General features: G+C 37.2%; 21 protein-coding genes and 4 pseudogenes. 14 read left to right on the top strand and 11 right to left on the bottom strand.

What is annotated here, in order from left to right:
• Window positions 1-294 precede the first annotated feature (294 nt).
• Window positions 295-2,871 (top strand): leucine--tRNA ligase, encoded by a 2,577-nt coding sequence (gene leuS / locus ANA_RS10285; protein ID WP_015080003.1) that lies wholly within the window; start codon window positions 295-297, stop codon window positions 2,869-2,871.
• 109 nt (window positions 2,872-2,980) lie between these two features.
• On the opposite strand, the gene ANA_RS10280 is transcribed toward leuS, so the two are convergent.
• Window positions 2,981-3,913 carry an STM4504/CBY_0614 family protein gene (locus tag ANA_RS10280; protein WP_015080002.1) on the bottom strand — a complete coding sequence of 311 codons (933 nt, stop codon included), beginning with the start codon at window positions 3,911-3,913 and terminating at the stop codon, window positions 2,981-2,983.
• A 350-nt stretch (window positions 3,914-4,263) separates the two neighbouring features.
• Here ANA_RS10280 and ANA_RS10275 point away from each other — a divergent pair, with 350 nt between their 5' ends.
• A complete protein-coding gene (locus ANA_RS10275; RefSeq protein ID WP_235081791.1) occupies window positions 4,264-4,464 on the top strand; it encodes a type II toxin-antitoxin system PrlF family antitoxin in 201 nt (66 codons plus the stop codon).
• Entirely contained in the window at window positions 4,461-4,934 is a 474-nt protein-coding gene (locus ANA_RS10270) for a type II toxin-antitoxin system YhaV family toxin (protein ID WP_015080000.1), read from the top strand. The genes ANA_RS10275 and ANA_RS10270 overlap by 4 nt, the downstream gene beginning before the upstream one ends.
• 129 nt (window positions 4,935-5,063) lie before the next feature.
• Here ANA_RS10270 and ANA_RS10265 read toward each other — a convergent pair whose 3' ends face one another.
• From ANA_RS10265 to ANA_RS27595, 3 genes and pseudogenes are all read right to left on the bottom strand, one after another.
• The gene (locus ANA_RS10265; protein ID WP_051155171.1) at window positions 5,064-5,414 is read right to left on the bottom strand and encodes a hypothetical protein; all 351 of its coding nucleotides are present in this window, start codon (window positions 5,412-5,414) and stop codon (window positions 5,064-5,066) included.
• Window positions 5,415-5,702: 288 nt separating this feature from the next.
• Window positions 5,703-7,184, bottom strand: coding sequence for an Asp-tRNA(Asn)/Glu-tRNA(Gln) amidotransferase subunit GatB (gene gatB / locus ANA_RS10260; RefSeq protein WP_015079999.1), 1,482 nt, complete (start codon window positions 7,182-7,184; stop codon window positions 5,703-5,705).
• Window positions 7,185-7,244: 60 nt separating this feature from the next.
• Window positions 7,245-7,364, bottom strand: a pseudogene (locus ANA_RS27595) (toxin-antitoxin system HicB family antitoxin); the annotation flags it as partial.
• A gap of 1,068 nt (window positions 7,365-8,432) precedes the next feature.
• On the opposite strand from ANA_RS27595, the gene ANA_RS23525 reads away from it, so the two are divergent.
• The gene (locus ANA_RS23525) at window positions 8,433-8,924 is read left to right on the top strand and encodes a hypothetical protein (protein WP_200863820.1); all 492 of its coding nucleotides are present in this window, start codon (window positions 8,433-8,435) and stop codon (window positions 8,922-8,924) included.
• A gap of 53 nt (window positions 8,925-8,977) precedes the next feature.
• On the opposite strand, the gene ANA_RS10250 is transcribed toward ANA_RS23525, so the two are convergent.
• Genes ANA_RS10250 through ANA_RS24505 form a run of 4 tightly spaced genes read right to left on the bottom strand, consistent with a single transcriptional unit; the run spans window position 8,978 to window position 10,817 of the window.
• Window positions 8,978-9,163, bottom strand: coding sequence for a hypothetical protein (locus tag ANA_RS10250; protein ID WP_041457937.1), 186 nt, complete (start codon window positions 9,161-9,163; stop codon window positions 8,978-8,980).
• On the bottom strand, window positions 9,157-10,035 hold the full coding sequence (locus ANA_RS10245) for a zinc ribbon domain-containing protein (RefSeq protein WP_235081782.1): 879 nt from the start codon (window positions 10,033-10,035) through the stop codon (window positions 9,157-9,159). The genes ANA_RS10250 and ANA_RS10245 overlap by 7 nt, the downstream gene beginning before the upstream one ends.
• Window positions 10,013-10,318: a helix-turn-helix domain-containing protein gene (locus tag ANA_RS27590; protein ID WP_235081780.1), complete on the bottom strand. Its 306-nt coding sequence runs from the start codon at window positions 10,316-10,318 to the stop codon at window positions 10,013-10,015. The genes ANA_RS10245 and ANA_RS27590 overlap by 23 nt, the downstream gene beginning before the upstream one ends.
• Window positions 10,221-10,817, bottom strand: a complete 597-nt coding sequence (locus ANA_RS24505; RefSeq protein ID WP_015079997.1) for an IS607 family transposase — start codon at window positions 10,815-10,817, stop codon at window positions 10,221-10,223. Before ANA_RS24505 ends, ANA_RS27590 begins: the two co-directional genes overlap by 98 nt.
• Window positions 10,818-10,946: 129 nt before the next feature.
• Here ANA_RS24505 and ANA_RS10240 point away from each other — a divergent pair, with 129 nt between their 5' ends.
• The 5 genes and pseudogenes from ANA_RS10240 to ANA_RS28515 all read left to right on the top strand — a co-directional run.
• A complete protein-coding gene (locus ANA_RS10240; protein WP_015079996.1) occupies window positions 10,947-11,600 on the top strand; it encodes an AAA family ATPase in 654 nt (217 codons plus the stop codon).
• A complete protein-coding gene (locus ANA_RS10235; protein WP_015079995.1) occupies window positions 11,597-11,983 on the top strand; it encodes a CopG family transcriptional regulator in 387 nt (128 codons plus the stop codon). The genes ANA_RS10240 and ANA_RS10235 overlap by 4 nt, the downstream gene beginning before the upstream one ends.
• 442 nt (window positions 11,984-12,425) lie before the next feature.
• Complete coding sequence (locus tag ANA_RS10230) at window positions 12,426-12,977, top strand: type I restriction-modification system subunit M N-terminal domain-containing protein (protein ID WP_041457935.1); 552 nt, start codon at window positions 12,426-12,428, stop codon at window positions 12,975-12,977.
• A 24-nt stretch (window positions 12,978-13,001) separates the two neighbouring features.
• Window positions 13,002-13,310 (top strand): annotated as a pseudogene (locus ANA_RS28520) (transposase); the annotation flags it as partial.
• Window positions 13,311-13,334: 24 nt separating this feature from the next.
• Window positions 13,335-13,643 (top strand): annotated as a pseudogene (locus ANA_RS28515) (transposase); the annotation flags it as partial.
• Between the two features lie 195 nt (window positions 13,644-13,838).
• Here ANA_RS28515 and ANA_RS10220 read toward each other — a convergent pair.
• Both ANA_RS10220 and ANA_RS10215 read right to left on the bottom strand, forming a co-directional pair.
• Window positions 13,839-15,029, bottom strand: a complete 1,191-nt coding sequence (locus tag ANA_RS10220; RefSeq protein WP_200863819.1) for a hypothetical protein — start codon at window positions 15,027-15,029, stop codon at window positions 13,839-13,841.
• 45 nt (window positions 15,030-15,074) lie between these two features.
• Window positions 15,075-16,700 (bottom strand): hypothetical protein, encoded by a 1,626-nt coding sequence (locus ANA_RS10215; protein ID WP_015079993.1) that lies wholly within the window; start codon window positions 16,698-16,700, stop codon window positions 15,075-15,077.
• A gap of 588 nt (window positions 16,701-17,288) precedes the next feature.
• On the opposite strand from ANA_RS10215, the gene ANA_RS10210 reads away from it, so the two are divergent.
• From ANA_RS10210 to ANA_RS10195, 5 genes and pseudogenes are all read left to right on the top strand, one after another.
• Window positions 17,289-17,786 carry a hypothetical protein gene (locus ANA_RS10210; RefSeq protein ID WP_015079992.1) on the top strand — a complete coding sequence of 166 codons (498 nt, stop codon included), beginning with the start codon at window positions 17,289-17,291 and terminating at the stop codon, window positions 17,784-17,786.
• Between the two features lie 13 nt (window positions 17,787-17,799).
• The gene (locus ANA_RS23520) at window positions 17,800-18,357 is read left to right on the top strand and encodes a toll/interleukin-1 receptor domain-containing protein (RefSeq protein WP_015079991.1); all 558 of its coding nucleotides are present in this window, start codon (window positions 17,800-17,802) and stop codon (window positions 18,355-18,357) included.
• Window positions 18,354-18,467 (top strand): annotated as a pseudogene (locus tag ANA_RS28510) (hypothetical protein); the annotation flags it as partial. The gene ANA_RS23520 and the pseudogene ANA_RS28510, both read left to right, overlap by 4 nt.
• A 3-nt stretch (window positions 18,468-18,470) precedes the next feature.
• Complete coding sequence (locus tag ANA_RS10200) at window positions 18,471-20,402, top strand: WD40 repeat domain-containing protein (RefSeq protein ID WP_015079990.1); 1,932 nt, start codon at window positions 18,471-18,473, stop codon at window positions 20,400-20,402.
• A 153-nt stretch (window positions 20,403-20,555) separates the two neighbouring features.
• Window positions 20,556-21,074, top strand: a complete 519-nt coding sequence (locus ANA_RS10195) for a GNAT family N-acetyltransferase (RefSeq protein ID WP_015079989.1) — start codon at window positions 20,556-20,558, stop codon at window positions 21,072-21,074.
• A gap of 337 nt (window positions 21,075-21,411) precedes the next feature.
• Here the strand turns inward: ANA_RS10195 and ANA_RS24490 are convergent, their stop codons facing one another.
• Entirely contained in the window at window positions 21,412-21,588 is a 177-nt protein-coding gene (locus ANA_RS24490; RefSeq protein ID WP_174783459.1) for a hypothetical protein, read from the bottom strand.
• Between the last annotated feature and the right edge of the window lie 186 nt (window positions 21,589-21,774).

The raw sequence follows: 21,774 nt of genomic DNA, 5'->3' as shown, positions 1-21,774 counted from the left end.
CTTCGTCCATAATACAGAAAACTTTAGATTTAGTCAAGTAGATAATAGCATAGAATAGATCCCCGACTTCTTAAAGAAGTCGGGGATCTGGCAACATCTAAGATATCTTTAAAGTAATTGCTAATTGGTGATAAAATCTCTGATTTTCATCCTGTTTATCCTTTAATCTTGGATATCCTGATTCTGACAATTTACCCTCTTACCTTTGCGTCTTTGCGCCTTTGCGTGAGAAAAAAATATATCTAGATTATGCCACAATAGCGAAACTAGATAAAAGCATTAGGAGTTTTAATTGTGGAGTCCCCCCAAAAACCGTCATACCAACCAGCCGCAATAGAGGAAAAATGGCAACAAACATGGTTAGAACTTGGCTTAGATAAAACCCCTCAAGATACAAACAAGCCCAAATTCTACGCGCTTTCCATGTTCCCCTACCCCTCCGGTAGCTTGCACATGGGTCACGTCCGTAACTATACAATTACAGACGTGATTGCTCGCCTCAAACGGATGCAAGGGTATCGAGTATTACATCCAATGGGTTGGGATGCTTTCGGACTACCCGCAGAAAACGCCGCCATTGATCGAGGTGTACCCCCTGCCAAATGGACATATCAAAATATTGCCCAAATGCGGCAACAATTACAACGTCTGGGTTTATCCTTAGATTGGGAAACTGAACTTGCTACCTGTTCCCCCGATTATTACAAATGGACGCAATGGATATTTCTGCAATTTTTACAAGCAGGTTTAGCTTACCAAAGAGAAGCCGCAGTGAATTGGGACCCCATTGACCAAACTGTATTAGCAAACGAACAAGTTGATAACGAAGGACGTTCCTGGCGCAGTGGAGCAATAGTAGAACGTAAATTACTGCGTCAATGGTTTTTCAAGATTACCGACTACGCCGAAGAATTATTAAATGACTTAGATAAACTCACAGGTTGGCCGGAACGAGTTAAATTAATGCAAGCCAACTGGATAGGAAAATCCACAGGCGCTTATTTAGAATTTCCTATTGTCGGCTTAGATGAAAAAATCGGCGTTTATACCACCCGTCCCGATACTGTTTATGGTGTGAGTTACGTCGTTTTAGCCCCAGAACACCCCTTAACTCAAGTGGTGACAACTTCAGACCAAAAAGCAGCAGTAGCAGCCTTTATCAAGGAAGTCAGCAACCAAAGCGAGCTAGAAAGAACAGCCGAAGATAAACCAAAACGGGGTATTCCTACGGGGGGAAAAGTCGTGAATCCCTTCACTGGGGAAGAAGTACCAATATGGATTGCAGATTATGTACTCTATGAATATGGTACAGGTGCGGTAATGGGTGTACCGGCACATGATGTCCGAGATTTCAAATTTGCTAAAGAACAAAATTTAGCTATTAAAGTTGTCATTGTCCCGGAAATTGGTGCAGAAGAAACTTTAAAATCAGCATATACAGAAACGGGAATTTTAGTTAATTCCGGTGACTTCAATGGCATGAATTCTGTAGATGCGAAAAAAGCCATTATCGAATTTGCCGAAAACCAAAACTTTGGTAAATTAAGAATACAATATCGCCTCAGAGATTGGTTAATTTCTCGACAACGTTATTGGGGCGCACCTATCCCTGTGATTCACTGTCCTGAATGTGGAATTGTGCCTGTAGCTGACAAAGATTTACCTGTACAATTACCAGAAGATATTGAATTAAGTGGACGTGGTGGTTCACCTTTAGCACAATTGGAAAGTTGGGTAAATGTGACCTGTCCAAGTTGCGGTACTCCTGCGAAACGGGAAACCGATACAATGGATACTTTTATTGATTCTTCTTGGTATTTCTTACGTTATCCAGATGCAAAGAATGAAGAAAAGATTTTTGATTCTGGTAAGGTAAATGATTGGATGCCCGTAGATCAATATGTAGGGGGAATTGAACACGCAATTTTACATTTATTGTATTCGCGTTTCTTCACCAAAGTATTAAGAGATAGAGGTTTATTTAACTTTGATGAACCATTTCAAAAGCTGTTGACTCAGGGAATGGTACAGGGTTTAACTTACATGAACCCAAATAAAGGTGGTAAGGATAAATGGATTCCTTCAAATTTAGTTGATGCTAATAATCCTATAGATCCACAAACTGGAGAACCTTTACAACGTCTCTATGCTACCATGTCCAAATCAAAAGGCAATGGTGTAGCACCGGAAGATGTGATTAATAAATATGGCATAGATACGGCGAGAATGTTCATTTTATTTAAAGCACCTCCTGAAAAAGATTTAGAATGGGATGAGGCAGATGTTGAGGGACAATTCCGCTTTTTAAATCGCGTTTGGCGGTTGGTTACAGATTATGCTGCAAGTCCAAAACAACTGACAAATGACAACGGACAACTGACAAAAGCCGAAAAAGATTTACGTCGCTTCATTCATATTGCTATTCAAGCAATTACGGAAGATGTGGTAGATGAATATCAATTCAATACGGCAATTTCGGAATTGATGAAGTTAAGCAATGCCTTGACTGATGCTGATTGTCATAATTCGCCAATTTACGCGGAAGGGATGCAAACTTTGGTGATTATGTTAGCGCCTTTTGCCCCCCATATTGGTGATGAATTATGGCAATTGTTGGGGAATAAAAATTCTGTGCATACCCAAACTTGGCCAAGTTTTGATCCTGCGGCTTTGATAGCTGATGAAATTACTTTGGTAATTCAAATTATGGGTAAAACTCGCGGTGCTATTCAAGTTCCTTCCCAATCTGATAAAGCGGAGTTGGAGAAGTATGCGCGGGAGTCGGAAGCCGGACAACGTTATCTGGAAGGGAAGGAAATCAAAAAGGTGATTGTTGTTCCTGGTAAGTTGGTGAATTTCGTTTTGGGTTAATATTTTTGTAGGTTGGGTTAAATGAAATGCAACCCAACTTATGTATTATTATTGGTTAATGTTGGGTAACATACGTCAACCCAACCTACAAAATATGTGTTTTTAGTATTTAAGAAAGCGATTTTTCGGCTTCTATCAAAAACAAAATTGTACTTGCTGTTAGATGAAGCTGGTAAGCTGCAAAATATTGTGGAACATTAACAGGTTGAGAACCTTGTCCATGCGCTGATTGTTTATTCCTTATAGTAGGAATACCACCTTCAAGACTTTGCTTGAGTGATGAAAATTGATCTTGTAAATAAATTGGAATTAGATGATTTTGAAAGCAAATTTTAATAAGTGGTTTGGCTGTATCTGTAGGTTGAAAAATCCAGCCTTGCTTGTTACAAATAATCTTCATGGTACTTTCAAAAGCCTTCAGACATTCGTTAAGACATTCTTTGTAATTACCATGTCTATAATGTTCATGGGCTTTCAAAAATTCCTCATTTGCTCCCTGAAATCGAGGATCACTTAATAAGTGTAAAACTGGCTTGACTGCTTCAGAATGTATCATTTGAGAATCAACTCTTATAATTTTACCTGATTCATATTGATAACCTACTCCGTGTTCCCTAAATCTAAAGTTCAATTCCTTGATTAATTGATCAATTGTATTTGATATATTTTTTGTTGTATCACCTTTATTATATAAATTTTCAAAAAATTTAAAGGTTAATTCAACGCTAGAAAGAACCTGTTCTATTTCTTCCTCTTCTAATATAAAATTCAATACTCCTTTAGTGTATTTCATATTGTATTGCACAATATCTGGACTCAAAGCCAATGAGAGATCTGAAACCAAACTCAATCTCCCATGTTCACGACATATCATATTGTCAATATGCAGAAAAACTTCTTCACTTTTATCTTTCCCACAAAGATCAATAAGATCCTTTATAATATGAACAATCTGTATACGGAGAGGCTCAGGAATATTATCACACTGATACACATCAGGGAGTTTTTTTTGCCGTTTTGAGTAGATATCAAAGACTTTCATAACTAAATAAACTATATAGACGATACATATATGATACAATATTTTCAACTATGTTGTATGTAGCAATTAGTAATTTGTAGGTTAGGTTAAATGAAATGCAAACCAACACATTTATTATTGTTGGTTGATGTTGGGTTTCCTCGCGTCAACCCAACCTACAATTTTATAAGTGACTTTTTTAGAAAAATCTGGTACTATAAGGAGTGAGTATATAAATCATTGGATCTCAATAAAAATCCGTTCAATTAATGAAAGTCAAGCTTCGTAACAATGCAAATTCTTCTCGCACTGGTGTAAATCATTTCACTAAGTATACGGTTGTTTATCATAAAAAGGGAGAAACGCTAGGAATGAATAGAATATTGTCTCCAAATATGGAAAAGCATTCTTTTGTCAAGGCGTTCTTAGATTTCCTGGCTAGAGATATCAAGAAAAATTCTAGCAATCTTGAAACACTTACAGAAGAAATGTATCATCGTGCCTCTATACTAACAGAAGGTATGGAAGCTGATCTGGATGAAGAATTACCAGAGGATTTCATGTTTGTATGAATGTTAATGGGTGGACGTTAAAAATTCATCCTGCCTTTGGTGAAAAATATAAAAAATTAATTATTCAGGTTGAGGAACTTAAAGAAAAAAATCCTGAAGAATATCAGCAACATCCAGCTACAAAGTTTCTCAACAATATTAATGAGTTTATTTTTAGGCGAATACCTGAAGATCCCAGCGCACCAGAATTTAGGCAAGGTAAAACATTAGGAACAGATAAAAAGCATTGGTTTCGAGCTAAATTTAATAGAAGATTTCGTTTATTCTTTCGTTATAGCAGTACGGAAAAAGTTATTATTTATGCTTGGATAAATGATGAATATTCGCTGCGGAAAGAGGGAGCAAAAACAGATCCATACAACATTTTTACTAAAATGCTTGCAAGTGGTAATCCTCCAGATAGTTGGGATGATCTTTTAAAGGCTTCAGACGATCTAGAATCTGTTTCAGAAGATGTTGATAATGGTTAATTTATAACTTGAATTAGGAATGTTATTTATATTTTTAGTTTGTAGGTTGGGTTAAATGAAATGCAACCCAACTTATGTATTATTGTTGGTTAATGTTGGGTTTCCTTACGTCAACCCAACCTACAGATTCTATATTTTGTTTTTACAATACTTCATGAGTAGGCGATCGCTTTCTACTTTTGCTCCATTTCTCAACCATTCAATTGGTTGTTCTTCATCTACTTTATCTGGATTTACCCATACAATATCCTTGAGTTCATCTATTTTTACAGATGCTTCACTAAAAAATTTTCTCGCAGTATTATCATCCAATGATATAACAATTTTATCTGTTGCTAGTGCTGCTTCTATTAAACATAAATCTTTTGTCATTTCTGCAATTCTTTTATTGCCAACATTAGCAGCAATACTTTCTATCTCAGTCCATAAACTATCATTTATTAATATTTCTAGATAGTTCCATTTTTTCTTTGCTACCATTTGTCGTCGCCAAGTTAGGGCAAATAAAGAGAGCTACTTGGATAGCTCTCTAAAATCATCAGGGTGCATCTACTTAGCACATTATATAATTCTAGCACCAAGGGGTCAAACCCCCTATTTTTTATTTTTGTCAGTTGTCCGTTGTCCGTTGTCCGTTGTCCGTTGTCCGTTGTTCCCTGTTCCCTGTTCCCTCTAAAAAGAAAGAGAGCCAATTTAAACTAGCTCTCCTGATAATCAAGTTGCGTCTTATTATCACACTATACCATTTTCAGGGTGAGGGGTGTCACCCTACATTGGGGCATTGAGTTTCTCTTCTAACAATTGATTGGTGAGTTTGGGTTCTGCACGTTTATCGGTTTTTTTCAGGACTTGTCCGACGAAAAAGCCTTTGAGGTTGGTGTTACCTTTGCGGTATTTTTCGACTTGTTGGGCGTTAGCAGCCATGATTTCATCAATAATCGGTTCGAGAATGGTACGATCTGAAATAAGTTCTTGACCAGCAAAAGCTGTTTCTGGAGAAACTCCATTTAATAAGTCTGTGAGTTTTTCCTTAGCTTGAGCGTTGCTGATTTTACCATTTTCAATGCGAGTAATCACGTCTGCTAGATTAACAGCAGTCAGTTTAATTTCAGAGATGGTGAGTTTTTGTTTATTTAAGTACCCAGCGATATCTTGAGTAATCCAATTAGCCGCAGATTTGGGATTTGCACCTTTAGATATTGCACTTTCAAAATAGTCCGCAACTGGTTTATCCTCAGTTAAGACCCGCGCATCATAAGCCGAAAGTCCCAACTCATTTTCATAATGATGGCGTTTTATCGCAGGTAGTTGGGGTAATTCACTTAACCATGAATCTAATTCTGCTTGAGTGACTTCAATGGGGGCTAAATCTGGTTCTGGGAAGTAACGATAATCACTAGAACCTTCTTTAATCCGCATACTGCTGGTGCGTTGTGAACCTTCTTCCCACAGTCGGGTTTCTTGAACAATCTTTTCTCCTGATTCAATAGCAGCAATTTGGCGTTCAATTTCATAATCAATCGCTTTTTGAATCGCACTAAAGGAGTTCATATTCTTGATTTCTACCTTAGTACCAAATTGTTCTCGTCCCACCGGACGGACAGAAATATTCACATCACAACGCAGAGATCCTTCTTGCATATTTCCATCACTGACACCAAGATACCGCACAATCCGCCGCAGTTCTTGGGCATATTCAGCCGCTTCTTGTCCGGTTCGCAAATCAGGTTCAGAAACAATTTCCACCAAGGGAATACCAGCTCGGTTATAATCTACGAGAGAATAGGTAGAACCGGAAAGCCTATCACTACCTGCGTGGACGAGTTTCCCCGCGTCCTCTTCCATGTGTAAGCGAGTAATACCAATGCGTTTACGGCTGGGATTTCCCTCATCATCTACCAATTCAATTTCTATCCAACCATGTTCGGCTATGGGTAAATCATATTGAGAAATTTGGTAATTTTTGGGTAAATCAGGATAAAAATATTGTTTGCGGTCAAATTTACTATACCGAGCGATTTGACAATTTAGCGCCAAACCAGTTTTCACGGCGTATTCGAGAACTTTGGCGTTCAGTACAGGTAAAACTCCTGGTAAACCCATACATATTGGGTCAATGTTAGTATTGGGGTCAGCACCAAAAGCTGTGGAACTGTTGGAGAAAATTTTGGTGTTGGTACTAAGTTGACAATGGGTTTCTAGGCCAATAATCGCTTCGTATTCAGTTTTTACGGGTGTAGCTGTGGTCATATCCAGATTTACGGTTTTTACTCTTTGGTACTATTTTAGATTACGGGTAGGGCGATCGCGCTATTCTGTGAGATTATCAAGTTTAGACAGTATTCTTAAACCTGCTTCTGGGTTTCCTGTGACAGTCATTGCTTTGAATCGGGTATAAGCATCAAATTCTGCTAAAGCTATAGTAGAAATAAAATATAATTAAAACTTATGAAAATATAACAATACTTTTAATATTCATAACTCATCATAATTCAAGTTTAGATTTTCTTAATAATTAATTGAGAATTATTTTTATTTAGCAACGAGCTTGCAATACTTTCGGCGATTTGCTACAATTATGGAGATTTTCATAATTGGGTTTATATTGTCAATTTTGTGTGTGTCTGACAAGATGATCTTCAGAACCCTTTATTTGTAGTCGTTTCAGAAATCAATCCCTAAAAAGAATACAAAACTTCATAAATTAGCGGCAATTTCCGAGAGAAATTTGGACAAAAATTAGCCAAGAAATTATGGAAGTTGACTGGGAGAAAAATGTACTGTTGACAAATAAGTTAATTTATGGTACTAAAGTGCAGATCACAAAAAATTTGTAAGTTACAGTAGTAGTATGGCTGATTAATGGGAGTACACCTAAAAGATGTCTCATAAACTATATGATAGCGATTTACAATTATGTGTAGCGACCTGCAATACTAATCACTCAAACCTGCAATTAAGACACTTTCAAACCAGGATTAAATGCAACTATAATTGTGCTTCAGCCAGGATTAATTGCAACTGAACCAGAATTATTTACAACCAACCTGCAATCATCGGTATGAACCAGGATTATCTGCAACTATAAAAGTAAAACAAACGAATGTTTTCTTTACTGCCACACTGGTAAGGCTTAGAGAACCTAAAACCGTTGGTTTTTCAGTTAAAAAACTTGGGTCTTGAATTCAAAGTTAATCTATCAAATTCTCTAATGAGTTTTTTAACAAACCTCTGTCAATACTGAAAACTCAGTTCTGGCAAAGCGTTGAGTCTATTTGCAAATAATCCTGGTCGAAACGGATGATTGCAGGCTGGTTGCAATTAATCCTGGCTCAGTTGCAGTTAATTCTGGTTCAAATGAAATTATAGTTGCAAATAATCCTGGCTGAAAACAACGATGATTGCAGGTTTAGGGATTTATAATTGCAGGTCGCTACAGATAAGGTCAAGAATCATCTTTGGGATTTGGGAATGTTCCTTGGGAAGCTGCACCCAGACATGACTCCTATTCAAATTCTCAGAAAAATACTGAAACTATTGGGACTGAAACTTGACAAAGCAGGGCGCGAGGGTTCTGGCGATCGCCACCGGATATATAGGATATGTGGCCTCACCGATGGACGGAGTGAAATATTCCAGAAGTGGTACGAGTCCGACTTGGCAAAATCTCAGTCCGTGAAATGTATCGTATTGCTACAAAATGCAAATGAAAACTGTATCAATACTATACCAAATCCGTCCCAAAATTCTAATATTAATAATATTGCTAATCAGGACGTGACCATAAATCAGGACGCTAACCACCAAACTACCCAACAGGACCACATCCCCCAAAATTGTTTTGTTTGGGACGCTCAAGGTCAAGCCTGGGTCGGTGGGGTTCTCAAAACGGCTGAAACCTTGGCTAATGGCACTTATAAGGCGCTCGTTACCCTTTGGAACGGGCTAGACAGATATATTTGGGAATCTTCCCAGATTTCTGTCTGTTAAGCTATTACCCATTTACTTTTTATGCCCAAAAGCCTTACTACAAGAACTCTAGGCTACAAAATATTAAATTTAGTTGCGTAACGGCTTAACCGTTTGGGTGCGGGGTGAAATGAAATGACAAAATCGTTGGCTATATTTTCGCTAACTTCAGCTTTTGCCAATATCACCTCAATATTAACTAAATTGATAAATCTGACAATATCGCCAACCGATACTTTTTTGCTAACTAATGCTAACAAATAGATAAGTTGAGATTATCTCTCAACCAAGGCGTATCAACCAATGCACGAAGATAAATTCCCCGCGCACCATTCAAATCTCGGTTCATAGATTGACTATCTATCCGAGATTTAATAATTTTAGATCCCCCTAGATTGTTGATAATTTCACCGGTCCAACTCACTGTTTTTGAAGTATATGCTTCATTGACATCAACTACTATTTTATGAAATTCATTAGCTTTGTGTTTAATAAATTTCTTGAACTTGTAATGACTTAAAGTAAGCATTTGTCGGACTGATTTAGACCTAATTCTTCTATGAGCTTTTCGGGACATAATAGATGTCTCAAAAGTTGGAAGTAGAATTACGTCAAAATTATCAACCAAAAATCTAGCTGTTTTCTTATGCAACTCATCTACTAAATATTTAATCTTTCCTCTTAGTCGAGTTGCCGCATTTTTTAATCTTTTCTTTTGTTTACTTTTGGCTTTGGATATCTTGCTAACTAATTTGTCTAATTTAAAACAAAGTTTTTGGATTTTTAAATTAGCATTTTCTCCTAACCATCCAAAACAATTATCAGAAAAGAAGGTTAAGAAATTTCTAATTCCGGGATCTAAAGCCACAACACGCCCTTGGTTCTCGGTTCTATGTCGTGGACTTTCTATAGGCAAACAGATGTAGTAATCTCCATAAAAAGAAACTAGTCTGCAATCTCCAAACCCATCAGGTAAAGATTCTTTGTACTCTAATTTACCTAGTACGGTGTGATAGATTCCCGCATCTTTTACAGCAGATTTAGGAATATAACAAGATTGTACAGGATCTTTTTTAGTCCTAAATTTACACTTACTAATTCCACCACCATCAATATATTTTTTTCTTGGCATTCTTAACAGCCTGACAAGCATCTTTGATGGCAATAGATTTAATTTGATACGGTGCATCTTTACACCATTCAGGTAATTCTTGGATGATTCCAGTTTTTATTCCTTTCCAATTGGCTTTTGTTTCTGGTTTTTGCAAATAACGAATTGTCTCGTTGTAAACAAATCTAGCGACACCAAACCAATATTTAATTTTCCGCTTCTGGATAGGACTCAGTTTGAGATAAATCTTCTTTGATTTTTTTAGAGTATTTTCTAAGTCCGTGCATTCGACAGGAAAAGACATGAAGGATTGAGAGTAAATCCTGAGTAAGTTCTGATTGTGGACAATGTACAGTTTTGTCGAGAACCACGATTTGTCCACCGTTTTGTTCAACCATGTACTGTACAAGCTCAAATCCAAATCTTGCGAGTCTGTCCCGACAGGCAATAACAAGTGTGAATTTATCTCCTTGCAAAAGTCTGTCCAATAGGGAGCGCAAACCTTTTCTTTTGAAGTTGAGTCCTGAGCCGATATCTTTGATAATTTCGGCTTCTGGGTAGAGGGATTGCATATAAGCGATTTGTCTGTCGAGGTCATCTCGCTGCTTGGAGGAACTGACTCGGCAGTAGCAAATAGAGGGAGTGCTAGTTGAACTCCCTTTGATGTATGACTCGACATCATACAATCTTTGTCCTGCTGGGTTTTTAATGCTTTTGATTTTCCCCTCATCTGCATATCTCCTCAAAGTGTTTGGATGCAATCCCAGAAATTCGACCGCTTTTCTGAGTGGTATGTATGCCATAAGGATAATATAGCATTAGTTAGGGAAAGTTAGCAAATAATTAACTAGTTAATTTCCTCAAGCCAACTTAGTTTTAATTTAGTTATATATAGTATATACTTAATGCAGTAATTAAGTAATCAATGCAGTATGGCAGTAAGTAAATCAGTAATTGCATTTATCAATCAGAAAGGGGGCTGCTCAAAGTCCACCTCAGCCGTGCATTTAGCTTATTGGTTATCGCGCAAGGGTCATAAGGTCAGGTTGTTAGATGCCGACGCACAGCGCAGTAGTTCAGTGTGGTTGAAGTCTATGGAGTCGGAAATTGCCACAACGGTATTAAACGTACCCGATGAACTTTTAGAACAAATCCCAGAGTTAGCAGCCGAATGTGACTATTTAATTGTGGATGGACCAGCAGGTTTATCAGAAGCCAGTCGAGCAATATTATTTAGGACTGATTTAGCTGTTATTCCCTGTCAACCCACTGGTTTAGATTTACAGTCTGCCAGTGATGCCGTGCGCTTAATCAAACAAGCTCAATCTGTTAGAGGTGGTTCACCAACAGCGGCAGTATTTATTAGTCGTGCTGTTAAGGGTACTAAGTTAAAAGATGAGGCGATCGCCCTGCTATCAAAAATCCAAGAAGTGTCGGTATTAAAAACGGTGATTCACCAAAAACAAGCAATAGCCGATACCTTTGGTCAAGGTACAACTATTTGGGGATTGTCCGGTCGTCCGGCGACAGAATCACAAAAGGAATATGAAAAACTGTTTAAAGAAATTGTGGGGATGCTGAAGTGAGTACCAAGAAACCTCGAAAGTCCCTCGATGATGCCCTGGCAAATGAGTTTGTCTTTGGCAGTACACCACCGGAAACAGAACAGCCCCAGGTTGATAACGTGGCAGAAACCATATCAGCACCGACAACCGATAGCTTGAGTGGCGTATCCCTGCCGGAAGCATCAGCCATAATCCCAACTATCACTCCATCCCCACAACCTAAATCATCAATTATGTCTCAACTCCAACAAGTTCCCCCCAAAGAAGCAACAGTGCGTTTAACCGTTGATTTAACTGAATCAATGCACCGCAAATTATCTATGATGGCTGCTAGAACAGGGCGTAAAAAGGCTGAAATTGTTCGCTTCTTACTTGATGAAGCACTTCAGGAAGTAGATGAGTAATGCAGTAGTTAAGTAATCAATGCAGTAATGCAGTAAGTAAATAATGTACAAATATCTGGTTCTGACTTTGTTGGCAATTTCTTTAACGGCCACACCAGTCCAGGCACAGATACAGTTTCAGAAACTTTCTTAACTTACATGACGCAGTAAGTAATGCAGTAATGCAGTAATTAAGATTGAGTTAGTACCAATTTAAAACAATTTAAAATGACAAAATTTTCTTAGGGGAAATTTTAAGTAGGGTAGCGATAATCGCCTGGAGAATCTACAAAAATTGCCCCTAGTAACGCACCCACTTACCTCTAATTCAACGAAATGGCACTTTCGTGTAATTTGAGGCGATCGCACAATTATCACAACTGGATTGAGATCGCCTACCCCTTTAAAAAAAGAATACGACAAATTACCCTCCCGCACCCTCAATCTATGGCAAAATCACTACATGACAACAAGCAACATCCTTCAATACGAATCTAAAATTTGGGCAACTGCGGATCTACTGCGGGGCTGTGGCATTAAGGAATCTGAATGGCCATCATTTATGATGCCGTTTTTTGCCCTGGTGATGATTGAAAGCCGACTTGTAAGAATGCTTGATGAAGAGCGAGCAGAAATCGGCGAAGAAGCTTGGGCTGAAATGGATAAACAAGACCAAAGCGACCTAATTCAAGATAAAGGGCAAGGTTATAACGAATATATCTTTGAGAAAAGCCAAACCCTTAAAGATATTTGCCAGAACGATAAATCCTTCAACATTGACTTTGAAGCCTATCTACATGGCTTTGACGACGAAACAAAAGACCTGTTAGGGGTTGATGCAACAGACGGAGAGAAGTTTTTAGATATTAAAGGTGTCATTACGAAACTCAATGCCAAAAAGGTGTTGTTGGGCTATACAAAAGAATGGAGTGGTATAGATTTAAAACCCTTTAACCCGGATTTCTCACAAAGAAAAGAAAAAAAGGGGTCAAAAACTGCGAAAATGTATATGTAAAAAGCATTTCAGCAATTATAAAATATGACCCCAATAAGAACAGATAGTACACCAAAACAGTTCACTTTTAAACAAGAAAAACTCCCTCCAGTAGTAGTGAATTTCCAGGGTGGTAAAGTAACATCGGATGCAGGTCTAAGTTTAATTGCGGAAATAGACCGAAAATTGCAAATAACATCACGTTTAGCTTTGGGTTTCCAAGACTACAGAAAGCCAAATAAGACGTTACATCCCATAGAAAGCTTATTAACACAACGGATATATGGCTTAATCATGGGATATGAAGACTTAAATGACCATGAAGAATTACGTCATGATCCCATGTTCGCACTGGCATTAGGAAAAAGCATTAGTCAAGAGAAGGAACAACAATTAGAATTATTTAGTGATAGAACCAGTACCCATACATTTGCAGGTAATCAATTACGTTTGTGGTTCTCTTCCATTGCTTATGTTTTGATGAATGCTTTGCGAAATAAATGTTTAGTTAAAACTGAATTACAGAATGCTCAAGTTGGGACTATCCGTACCAAGTTGTTGAAGTTAGGAGCTTTGATTACAATAACAACTAGACGAGTTTTAATTGCGATTAATAGTTCTTGTCCCTATCAGCATATTTATGCTACTGCTTACCGTTGTTTGCAGTTGTTACCCAATCCTGGTTAATTCTTTTGGGACGATTATTACGCTCATTTTTAGCTTTAATTTAGGGTGGGGATAAAAGTTTTTTCTTCACTCTGTTTTCAGATGCCTAATTTTACTATTAAATTATTTATATCAGTATATATTGCCTGAATAGCTCTTGATATTTAACTGAGTTTCTCAAATATATACTTAGAAGATTTCCTTTTTTCATCTTTGCTATTTATGTATCAAATAAACTTCCTTTTTTTCGCTTTTTATGAATATTTTTTTTCGCTTGTGAGAAATCCGGGATAAAGCCCGTAATCGTTCCTTAATCCGTTTGACGATGTAGGGATGTAGTAACAAAACACCATTTTTATCAACTCTGACGACACGAATCATGGTATTTTCATATTCGGCTTCAGACTGTAATTCTTCACTTCCTTCTTGTAATTCTGCTTCAGCTTCTGATTGGTCAATTCTGAGAATTTCAGCTAAATCAACAATGGAATTGTAGGCTTGAGATAGGCGATAGCGAAGCGCTGCTGCAAGCAGTTCGCATTTTCCCCGCAGGTTATCAATAATGTTGTCTTTTTCTAAGACTTCAAACGAAAACCATTGTAAAAGCATCCAACCAGGTTTAGCCCTACGAACTTCCCCATCAAATACTAATCCCATTAATATTTTACCTTGATGGTTTCCTAACGCTGGCTTATTACCCTTGAGTGAAGATAATGGAATTGCTAAATCAAATCCTGAAGTATCCAGATGTGGATTATAGGCAAGTGTACCTTTTCCTATCCATTCTTTAAATAAAGCTGCTCTAAATTGAATTGGCTTGTCTATATCTACGTTCTCAGTTTCTTCTACAGGTAAACCTAATATTTTCATCAGACGCAGACTAGCTTTAGCATGGGAATCGCCAGTTTTCCAATGAATGTTATTTACTGGGTCATCTAACAAATTACCATCAGGATCACGATTTTCATCATCTACAACAATGTATTTCATTTCTAAATAGATGATTTTCTTACAGCCAGTATGAAGAATTGAACCGTAAATTATGCGTTTCCATTGCTCTTTATCAGCAGTACCATAGTAATATTTACCAACTGTAGACTTATTGGTAAAGGTAAATCTACCATGATTTCTAGAACCACTGGCTAAATCCAGAAAGAACGCATTTTCATAATTTTTTGGCTTAAACGGATTTAATGTTGATGGATTTTTCTCTGTAGTGGGAATTTCCCCAATGGCGAAAATTAATCCAGGGTGCATTGCTGAAAGTAATATATTTCTCAGTGTAGTTTTTTCTCCTTTAATCCATTCCTGCTTTTTGCAGTTCCACACTGGCCATTCTGTCACTACTTGGATTTCTCCCGTCGAACCATCGGGTTCATATTTGATATTTGTGAATTGTGTAGACATGATTTTACCCTATTTTACCCTATCGTTTTAATTGTCAATTCTAGTCTAGTAAGGTGGCATATCTTCTAGGTAAGAAAACCCTTGATGGATAATTTTAGCAGCTTCTTCTGATAGTATCGTTGGCGTTTCTCCAGTCATGTCAAAACTTCTGCCAAGTTTTTCACTTTTAAAAGTTAGAGCATACAAGTATTGATATTGCTTGTTGGTTTCTTCAAGAAACTGAAATCTAAATTCTTCAAAATCCTTCATCCTTTCCAAAGAATCACCGCTTACTCTAGCAATTCCCAAGTCAGGTTCAGGACGACCTTCTTTAATTCCCAACAACCAAATGAAATTACCTAACTGATTCTTTTTAGCCATATTGATAGCAATAATTATAATTATTGCTGCTGCTAAAATATAAGGAGCGCAAGCTGTTAAAAGTCCCCATGCACCTGCAAACATTCCTGTATTATTGAAAACTGCTGGTAATAAGTCTTTGACTGTTCTTAATAACCCTCCGGTAATATATCGAATTGCTTCACTAGCAGGGATAGATAATCTTTTGGTGATGACTGAAACTACAGTATTTTTAATAGCATCAAAAAATGCTCTTGGTAATGAAATGCCTTTTAATATAAATGTTGATAGCAAACTTTCGGCTATTTTACCAAGAACATTGACAACATCTAAATTAGTTGGCGTTGGTAATGGTGTGATTCCACCATAATTACTCACAACACTTCCAAACTGTGATTTTAGATTATCTTGAGCATAGTTAGCTTGGTCTTTGAACTCAACCAACTTTTTACCCTGTGTAAATAGCCTTCTGATACCTACCATAGCAGGACGAATGACTTTACTTTTTAGGAATTTGATTATATCTACTTTGCCTTTATTTTCTTGTTTGGCCTCTGCCTTGGCAGCTTTAGATTCATCCTTCCCAAATATTGTTTCTTTAATTTGCTGAAGTATGTTATTCAATTCTTCTTTGAGTTTGTTAAATAATTCTAGAAATATATTTACTAAATTGTCGTTGTCTTGTGGAAAGTCAGTTATGGCTTCAGAAAAGTTCTGTTCAGTTTTTTGTCTAACTGCAATAAAGTGATTCCTTACCTCTTGGGGTACAGGATCTTCTTGTTCATCAAATTGGTACATTAAATCATCATAAGCAGCTAATACTTGTGCCTTCAAATCATCAACTTTATCTTGAAACCAATTTTTATTAGTCTCTTCGATACTTTTGATTCTTAGAAAAATATCATCACTATTATTTGTATAATTACTTTTGACAATATTCCCCCAATTCATAAATAAATTATTTACTTCTACTGCTGCTGTGTAATCGTCCGGTTTAGTAGCTTGACCAGCAAGTAAATCTAATTTATTCTCTCCTGATGCTTGGGGATTATCGTGAACTTTTGAATTAACTACTTTATTCACACCATAACAAGATTGTAAAATCTCAGTTGCAGCGAAACCAACTTCTTGATCTAATTCCTGTTCGGAGAAAAAATTTAAAATTCCTTTTATATCAGGAAGATTGTCTTTTGAATAAACAACGGGGTTTAATCCATCAAACCAATCTTCTTTTTGTTGCAAAGCCTGAACGACATCATCGGGAACTTTCAACCCACCTTTATTAATCCAGATGCCGTCTGATATTTGATTTAATAATTCTTCTGGTGTCATATTTTTACAGAATAACTATTTATGTATTTTAACATAATTCTGAAAATTATTAACACTATAACAGTGGAATTTACCGATAATTAAATGATGTTAATTGGTAAAAATTCAGAAGTTACTAATGTACAGCAGATTTTTATTCATTGATTTTAAGGTTTGAGTCTTACCACTGCCAGAAGTCCCTAAAACAACTGCATGACCATTTCGTAAATTAGCCAGATTCTAATAGCATTTATCGCCTAAGAATATTCCAGAGTGCGATTTTTCTTTCTCAATTACTTTATTTTGTGGTTTAAGTATCGCTTGTGGTAATGGCTTAGGCATATAAATTACTGAGGCGATTTATCAACCCTTTTCATTATACTTTATACTTGAAGTTATTTTACAATTTACTGGCGTTTCCGCACCTAAAAGTACACGCATGAAGGTTAATTCAGGGGTTGCTTAATGCGATCTTTATAGTAAAGTGAATAATAGTATAGAAAAATCCCTGAATAACCCTAGTTATGAACATTAGTGTCGCAAACGTACAGAAACAGCCCCAATTAGAGTTTAGAAACAATCACAGTATCAATTAATTACTATACATTTATGCCTAGATTTGACCCAGCAAAATTAAAAAAAGTATCTGTTAGTCTTCCCTTTGGCATTGGTTCAGCCGAATGGGAAGCCGACTCAACTGAACGTAAAGCAGCTTGGTCTTTATATGTCGAACTTGTTACCCGCATTGCTGTGCAACCTTTGGCATCTGACCAAGGACTTTTGCGAGAAGCCTTGGCATCTCTGTATAGCTTGTTTCCTGTAACCCGACAAGTCCTCAAAGAAGGTGGTCCAGATGTGGGGGCATCTCATGATTCGGTTGGTGGAATTGCCATAGCCGTGTTGAATAATGGTTTACGTCCTTTTTTATCAAAATGGCATCCACTTTTGCAAACCTGGGAAGCCCAGCTTCCCCCACATCTGAGTCCTAGAGAGCATGAGCGCAAATGGTCTGAAGAACCAAAATTGAGAGAAGAACTGGAATCCCTGAGACAAGATTTGGAACAGTATGCGAATGCGTTGGCACTAATTGCTGGAGTGGAACAGTAATGGAGAAAAATGAATGAAAGTCTTCATGAGTCATAGTGGCATAGACAAACCATTTGTTGAGCGTCTAGCTGGAGATTTACGCACCCGCGAAAGTATTGATGCTTGGCTTGATAAATGGGAAATTCTTCCTGGTGACAGGATAGCAACAAAGCTGGAAGAGGCTCTGTCTAGTGCAAGTATTTTTCTCCTAATCCTCTCGCCAGAGAGTGTAAATTCAAAGTGGGTTAGCTATGAAAAAGACGTATGGCTGACTCAACTAATTGAGGAAGAGATGCGTGCAAAACAAGAATCGCGTACTCCCAATCGTCGCTTGATACCTGTTCTTTATAAAGATTGCGAAAAGCCAGCTTTTATAAAACCTCTTCTATACGTCAGTATAAATGATCACAATTATGAAAATGGTTTTCAGCAACTTGTTAGAGGTATTCGAGGTGAGTCTGGTAAACCTCCGTTAGGAGGTAAGACTAATGCTGAAGTTATCTATTCATCACCACAACAACAGTCTTCATTAAGTGTTGTGCCGAAAAAATTGGCTTTTAATTTGCTGAAAATTCTCAATGTACCTTTATAAATTCAATTTTTACTCAGGATTTTGATAGAATAACATCACTAGCTTTTAGCCCAAAACATCCAGAACGCGAAAAAGTTTACCTCTTAACAGGACATTCTGATAAAAAAGCTCGCTTGTGGGATGTTGAAAATGGTAATCTTCTATTTGTTTGCCATGAGCATACAGATTGGATTCGCGCAGTTGCTTTCAGTCCTACGTGCGAATTCTTTGCTACTGGGAGTGATGATCAAACGATCAGACTTTGGAATCTGAAAGCAAGTTTGAATGATAGAAATGCTCCAGGGCGATGTATTGGAGAATCTTTGAAGGGACATACTAAATGGATTTGGTCTCTTGCTTTTAGCCCTGATGGTACTCTTCTAGCGAGTGGTAGTGCTGATCACATTGTGAAACTTTGGGATGTAAGTGATGTTAAAAAACCCAAATTTTTAAGAGACCTAAAAGGTCACGAAAATGAGGTACTGTCAATTTCGTTCAGTGCAGATGGTCAGTTTATTGCCAGTGGTAGTGCTGACAAAACTGTAAAACTTTGGAATGTAAAAATGCGTAAGTGTACTCAAACTTTAAAAGGACACACTGATGGTGTGGAGTCAGTCAGCTTCAGTAAAGATGGTCGGTATCTTGCTAGTGGAAGCAAAGATGCAACTATAAAAATTTGGGATTTGGAAAAAGATGAAAAAGATAAGTGCATCAAAACGTTTGATGAACACCAAAAACAAGTTAAATCAGTTTGTTTTAGCCCATTAAGTGAAGAACTACTAGTAAGTGGAAGTAGTGATAGCAATATAATGCTGTGGAATGTAAATAAACTAGAGTATATCAAAACCTTAGAGGGACACACGGACATTATCGAATCAGTTGGATTTAGCCACGATGGACTGATGATAGCGAGTGGTGGAGAAGATCGTGAAACAAGGTTGTGGAGTGTATCGGAACAACAATGTCTGAGAACATTAAGAGGGTTCACAAATTGGATCTGGTCTGTTGCTTTTAGTCCTGATGATCGTAATCTAGCAAGCGCAAATGGTGATGGGACAGTCAGATTGTGGGATATTGAGAAACAAAAAGAGTGTTGCCTAGCTCTAAAAGAGCATACAAGTGCAGTGATGTCAGTTGCTTTTAGAAAAGGTGGAAAAATTATAGCCAGTAGTAGTGATGATCAGAATATTAAGCTTTGGAGTATGAAAAAAGACCAGGAAGGGAGTATAACAAACTTAGTATGTATTAATACTAACTCAGAAGGGCATAAAGATAGAATCAAGTGTGTCTGCTTTAGTCCTGATGGTTCAAAGTTAGCAAGTGCAGGTTATGACGCAAAAATAATGCTTTGGAATGTTGATTCTGAAAGTAATCCAAGGTTGGAAGAATGTCAAGAATTAGGAAGACATGAAAATCAGATTTGGTCTGTTGTCTTCAGTCCAGACGGTAAACTCCTAGCCAGTTGCAGTACCGATGGCACAATCAAGTTATGGGATGTTACCACTTGTGAGTGCATTACGTTGTTAGATCACAAAGATGAGGTTTGGTCAGTTGCCTTCAACCATGATGGAACACTTCTGGCAAGTGGTAGCGAAGATAAGACTGTTAAGTTGTGGGATATCAGGGATATCAGAAATCCTAAGTCTGTAACTTGCTTACATATTTTAAAGGGACACAGTGAATGGATTTGGTCAGTTGCCTTCAACCATGATGGAACACTTCTGGCAAGTGGTAGTGGCGATAATACAGTCAGGCTATGGGACGTAAAAACAGGTGAATGCCTCCAAATCTTTAATGATCACAAAGATTGCGTTTGGACTGTTGCTTTTAGCCATAATAGTCAGATGCTTGCAAGTGGTTCTTCAGATGAAACAATTAAGGTTTGGGATGTTAGTGATCCTAGAAATGCTAATTTGAAAGCTGATCTGAGAGCTAAGAGACCTTATGAAGATATGAATATTAGAAGGGCTAAATGGGTTACACAGAGTAATACGGAGACTGAATTAAAAGAATTAACAGAACCAATAAAAAATTCCTTGATTAGTCTAGGGGCAGTCGAAAAATAGCAAATTTAGGTAAGACTTGATTTGTTTGTTGAGTTTTAGAGTAGTATTTTTATTGAATAGAGTGAGTATTTTTCCAGATTCAACTAATGAACTTAGCTGAATCTCATCTTTGAACAGTTCATTGAGTGTTGTTATTTTGTGTGGAATAAAATTATGGAACAAGCTATCTCTGTTAGAGAAATGACAATTGATGATGTAGATTCAGTTATCGAAATCTACGATAGAGTTTATAACTCTAAGTACATCAGTTTTGGCGAATTGGCTGCTGGCTTGGCAATTAAAAGTGGTGTTCATTTTGAGCGTGCTGAAAATGCTCTCGAAATTTTCCGGGAAGAGGTTGTTGGGCTAGTTTCTAAGTCTGAAGCTGAAAATTCAGAAGTTAAACAGTTTGTTGGTATTGTTGATAATGTTATTGCTGGCTTTGCATTAGCTAATCTTGAGACTACTAAAGCTGGTCATATTGAGTGCTGGTTGAATGACCTCGGTGTGCTTTCTGATTATCGACGTAGAAGAATTGGGAGTCAATTAGTTGACAAAGTAATTGAATGGGGTACTAAGCATAATGCTAAATATTTCCTCTTAGAATCTGGAATAGACAATGAACTTGCTCATCGGTTGTTTGAGAAAAAAGATTTTCATCCTTTGGCAGTAGTTTTTTATAGAGAGGCTTGAGCTTAATAACTGTCCGTTCGCTCATTTTTAACTTGCAAGATTTAATTAAGCCCTACAGGGCTTGTAATCCATGCTATTCAATTGATTCAGGCATTTTCATCTTATATAGAGCTTTTGCCATTTTATGATTGATGCTATCCCTGTACCTTAAATAATCACCTTTGGAAGCCTTCTGTGATGGTTGCAAATTTTACTTAAAATTAACAGGTTACTTGAAAATCACCGATTTCTTTTTGCATTAGGGCTTTAATTCCCCTCCCGATTTCAAAATCAGCGAACGGACAGTAATTATCGTGGTTACTGTCCAATTTCTCTCCCGTTTCGGCACAGTCTAACCTTATTGACTACTAACTATTGACCGGATTTGCAAACTACCAGTGGCAAACTCATCTCCTAAAAATCTAACCACAGTTTTTAACGGTGCAGCTTCTAATTTAATATTACTAGGTGATGCGTCAATAAACTTAAATTGGTAAGGGTCACGCGGTAAAATTGAAGTGTCAAAGTCTTCCACCGATAAATCACCACCAACAAATACATTTGTATTAGTTCGATTAAAATATCACAATTTGTAACGCACATTAATCAGTCAATAGACAGTATAATAGATTCCCAAGCACAAGAAAAACAAAGTAAGTTTGTCAATCAGTGCCTAAATCAAAACTCCCAAGCTACATAAGCAACCAGGGAGTTTTAGTTT

It is taken from the genome of Anabaena sp. 90 (genome assembly GCF_000312705.1).
In the GTDB taxonomy this organism is placed as follows: domain Bacteria; phylum Cyanobacteriota; class Cyanobacteriia; order Cyanobacteriales; family Nostocaceae; genus Dolichospermum; species Dolichospermum lemmermannii.
The sequence above is the reverse complement of the archived record's forward strand: the minus strand, read 5'-3'. Positions and strand labels throughout refer to the sequence as shown.

Bases quoted from the DNA above. Each gene is read 5' to 3' on its own strand.
- ANA_RS23525 (WP_200863820.1), top strand. From the start codon at position 8,433: ATGACTCCTATTCAAATTCTCAGAAAAATACTGAAACTATTGGGACTG.
- ANA_RS10275 (WP_235081791.1), top strand. From the start codon at position 4,264: ATGAATAGAATATTGTCTCCAAATATGGAAAAGCATTCTTTTGTCAAG.
- ANA_RS10245 (WP_235081782.1), bottom strand. From the start codon at position 10,035: ATGCCAAGAAAAAAATATATTGATGGTGGTGGAATTAGTAAGTGTAAA.
- ANA_RS10215 (WP_015079993.1), bottom strand. From the start codon at position 16,700: ATGACACCAGAAGAATTATTAAATCAAATATCAGACGGCATCTGGATT.
- ANA_RS27590 (WP_235081780.1), bottom strand. From the start codon at position 10,318: ATGTCTTTTCCTGTCGAATGCACGGACTTAGAAAATACTCTAAAAAAA.
- ANA_RS10210 (WP_015079992.1), top strand. From the start codon at position 17,289: ATGCCTAGATTTGACCCAGCAAAATTAAAAAAAGTATCTGTTAGTCTT.
- ANA_RS10195 (WP_015079989.1), top strand. From the start codon at position 20,556: ATGGAACAAGCTATCTCTGTTAGAGAAATGACAATTGATGATGTAGAT.
- ANA_RS10270 (WP_015080000.1), top strand. From the start codon at position 4,461: ATGAATGTTAATGGGTGGACGTTAAAAATTCATCCTGCCTTTGGTGAA.
- ANA_RS24505 (WP_015079997.1), bottom strand. From the start codon at position 10,817: ATGGCATACATACCACTCAGAAAAGCGGTCGAATTTCTGGGATTGCAT.
- ANA_RS23520 (WP_015079991.1), top strand. From the start codon at position 17,800: ATGAAAGTCTTCATGAGTCATAGTGGCATAGACAAACCATTTGTTGAG.
- ANA_RS10265 (WP_051155171.1), bottom strand. From the start codon at position 5,414: ATGGTAGCAAAGAAAAAATGGAACTATCTAGAAATATTAATAAATGAT.
- ANA_RS10220 (WP_200863819.1), bottom strand. From the start codon at position 15,029: ATGTCTACACAATTCACAAATATCAAATATGAACCCGATGGTTCGACG.
- ANA_RS10230 (WP_041457935.1), top strand. From the start codon at position 12,426: ATGACAACAAGCAACATCCTTCAATACGAATCTAAAATTTGGGCAACT.
- gatB (WP_015079999.1), bottom strand. From the start codon at position 7,184: ATGACCACAGCTACACCCGTAAAAACTGAATACGAAGCGATTATTGGC.
- ANA_RS10240 (WP_015079996.1), top strand. From the start codon at position 10,947: ATGGCAGTAAGTAAATCAGTAATTGCATTTATCAATCAGAAAGGGGGC.
- ANA_RS10280 (WP_015080002.1), bottom strand. From the start codon at position 3,913: ATGAAAGTCTTTGATATCTACTCAAAACGGCAAAAAAAACTCCCTGAT.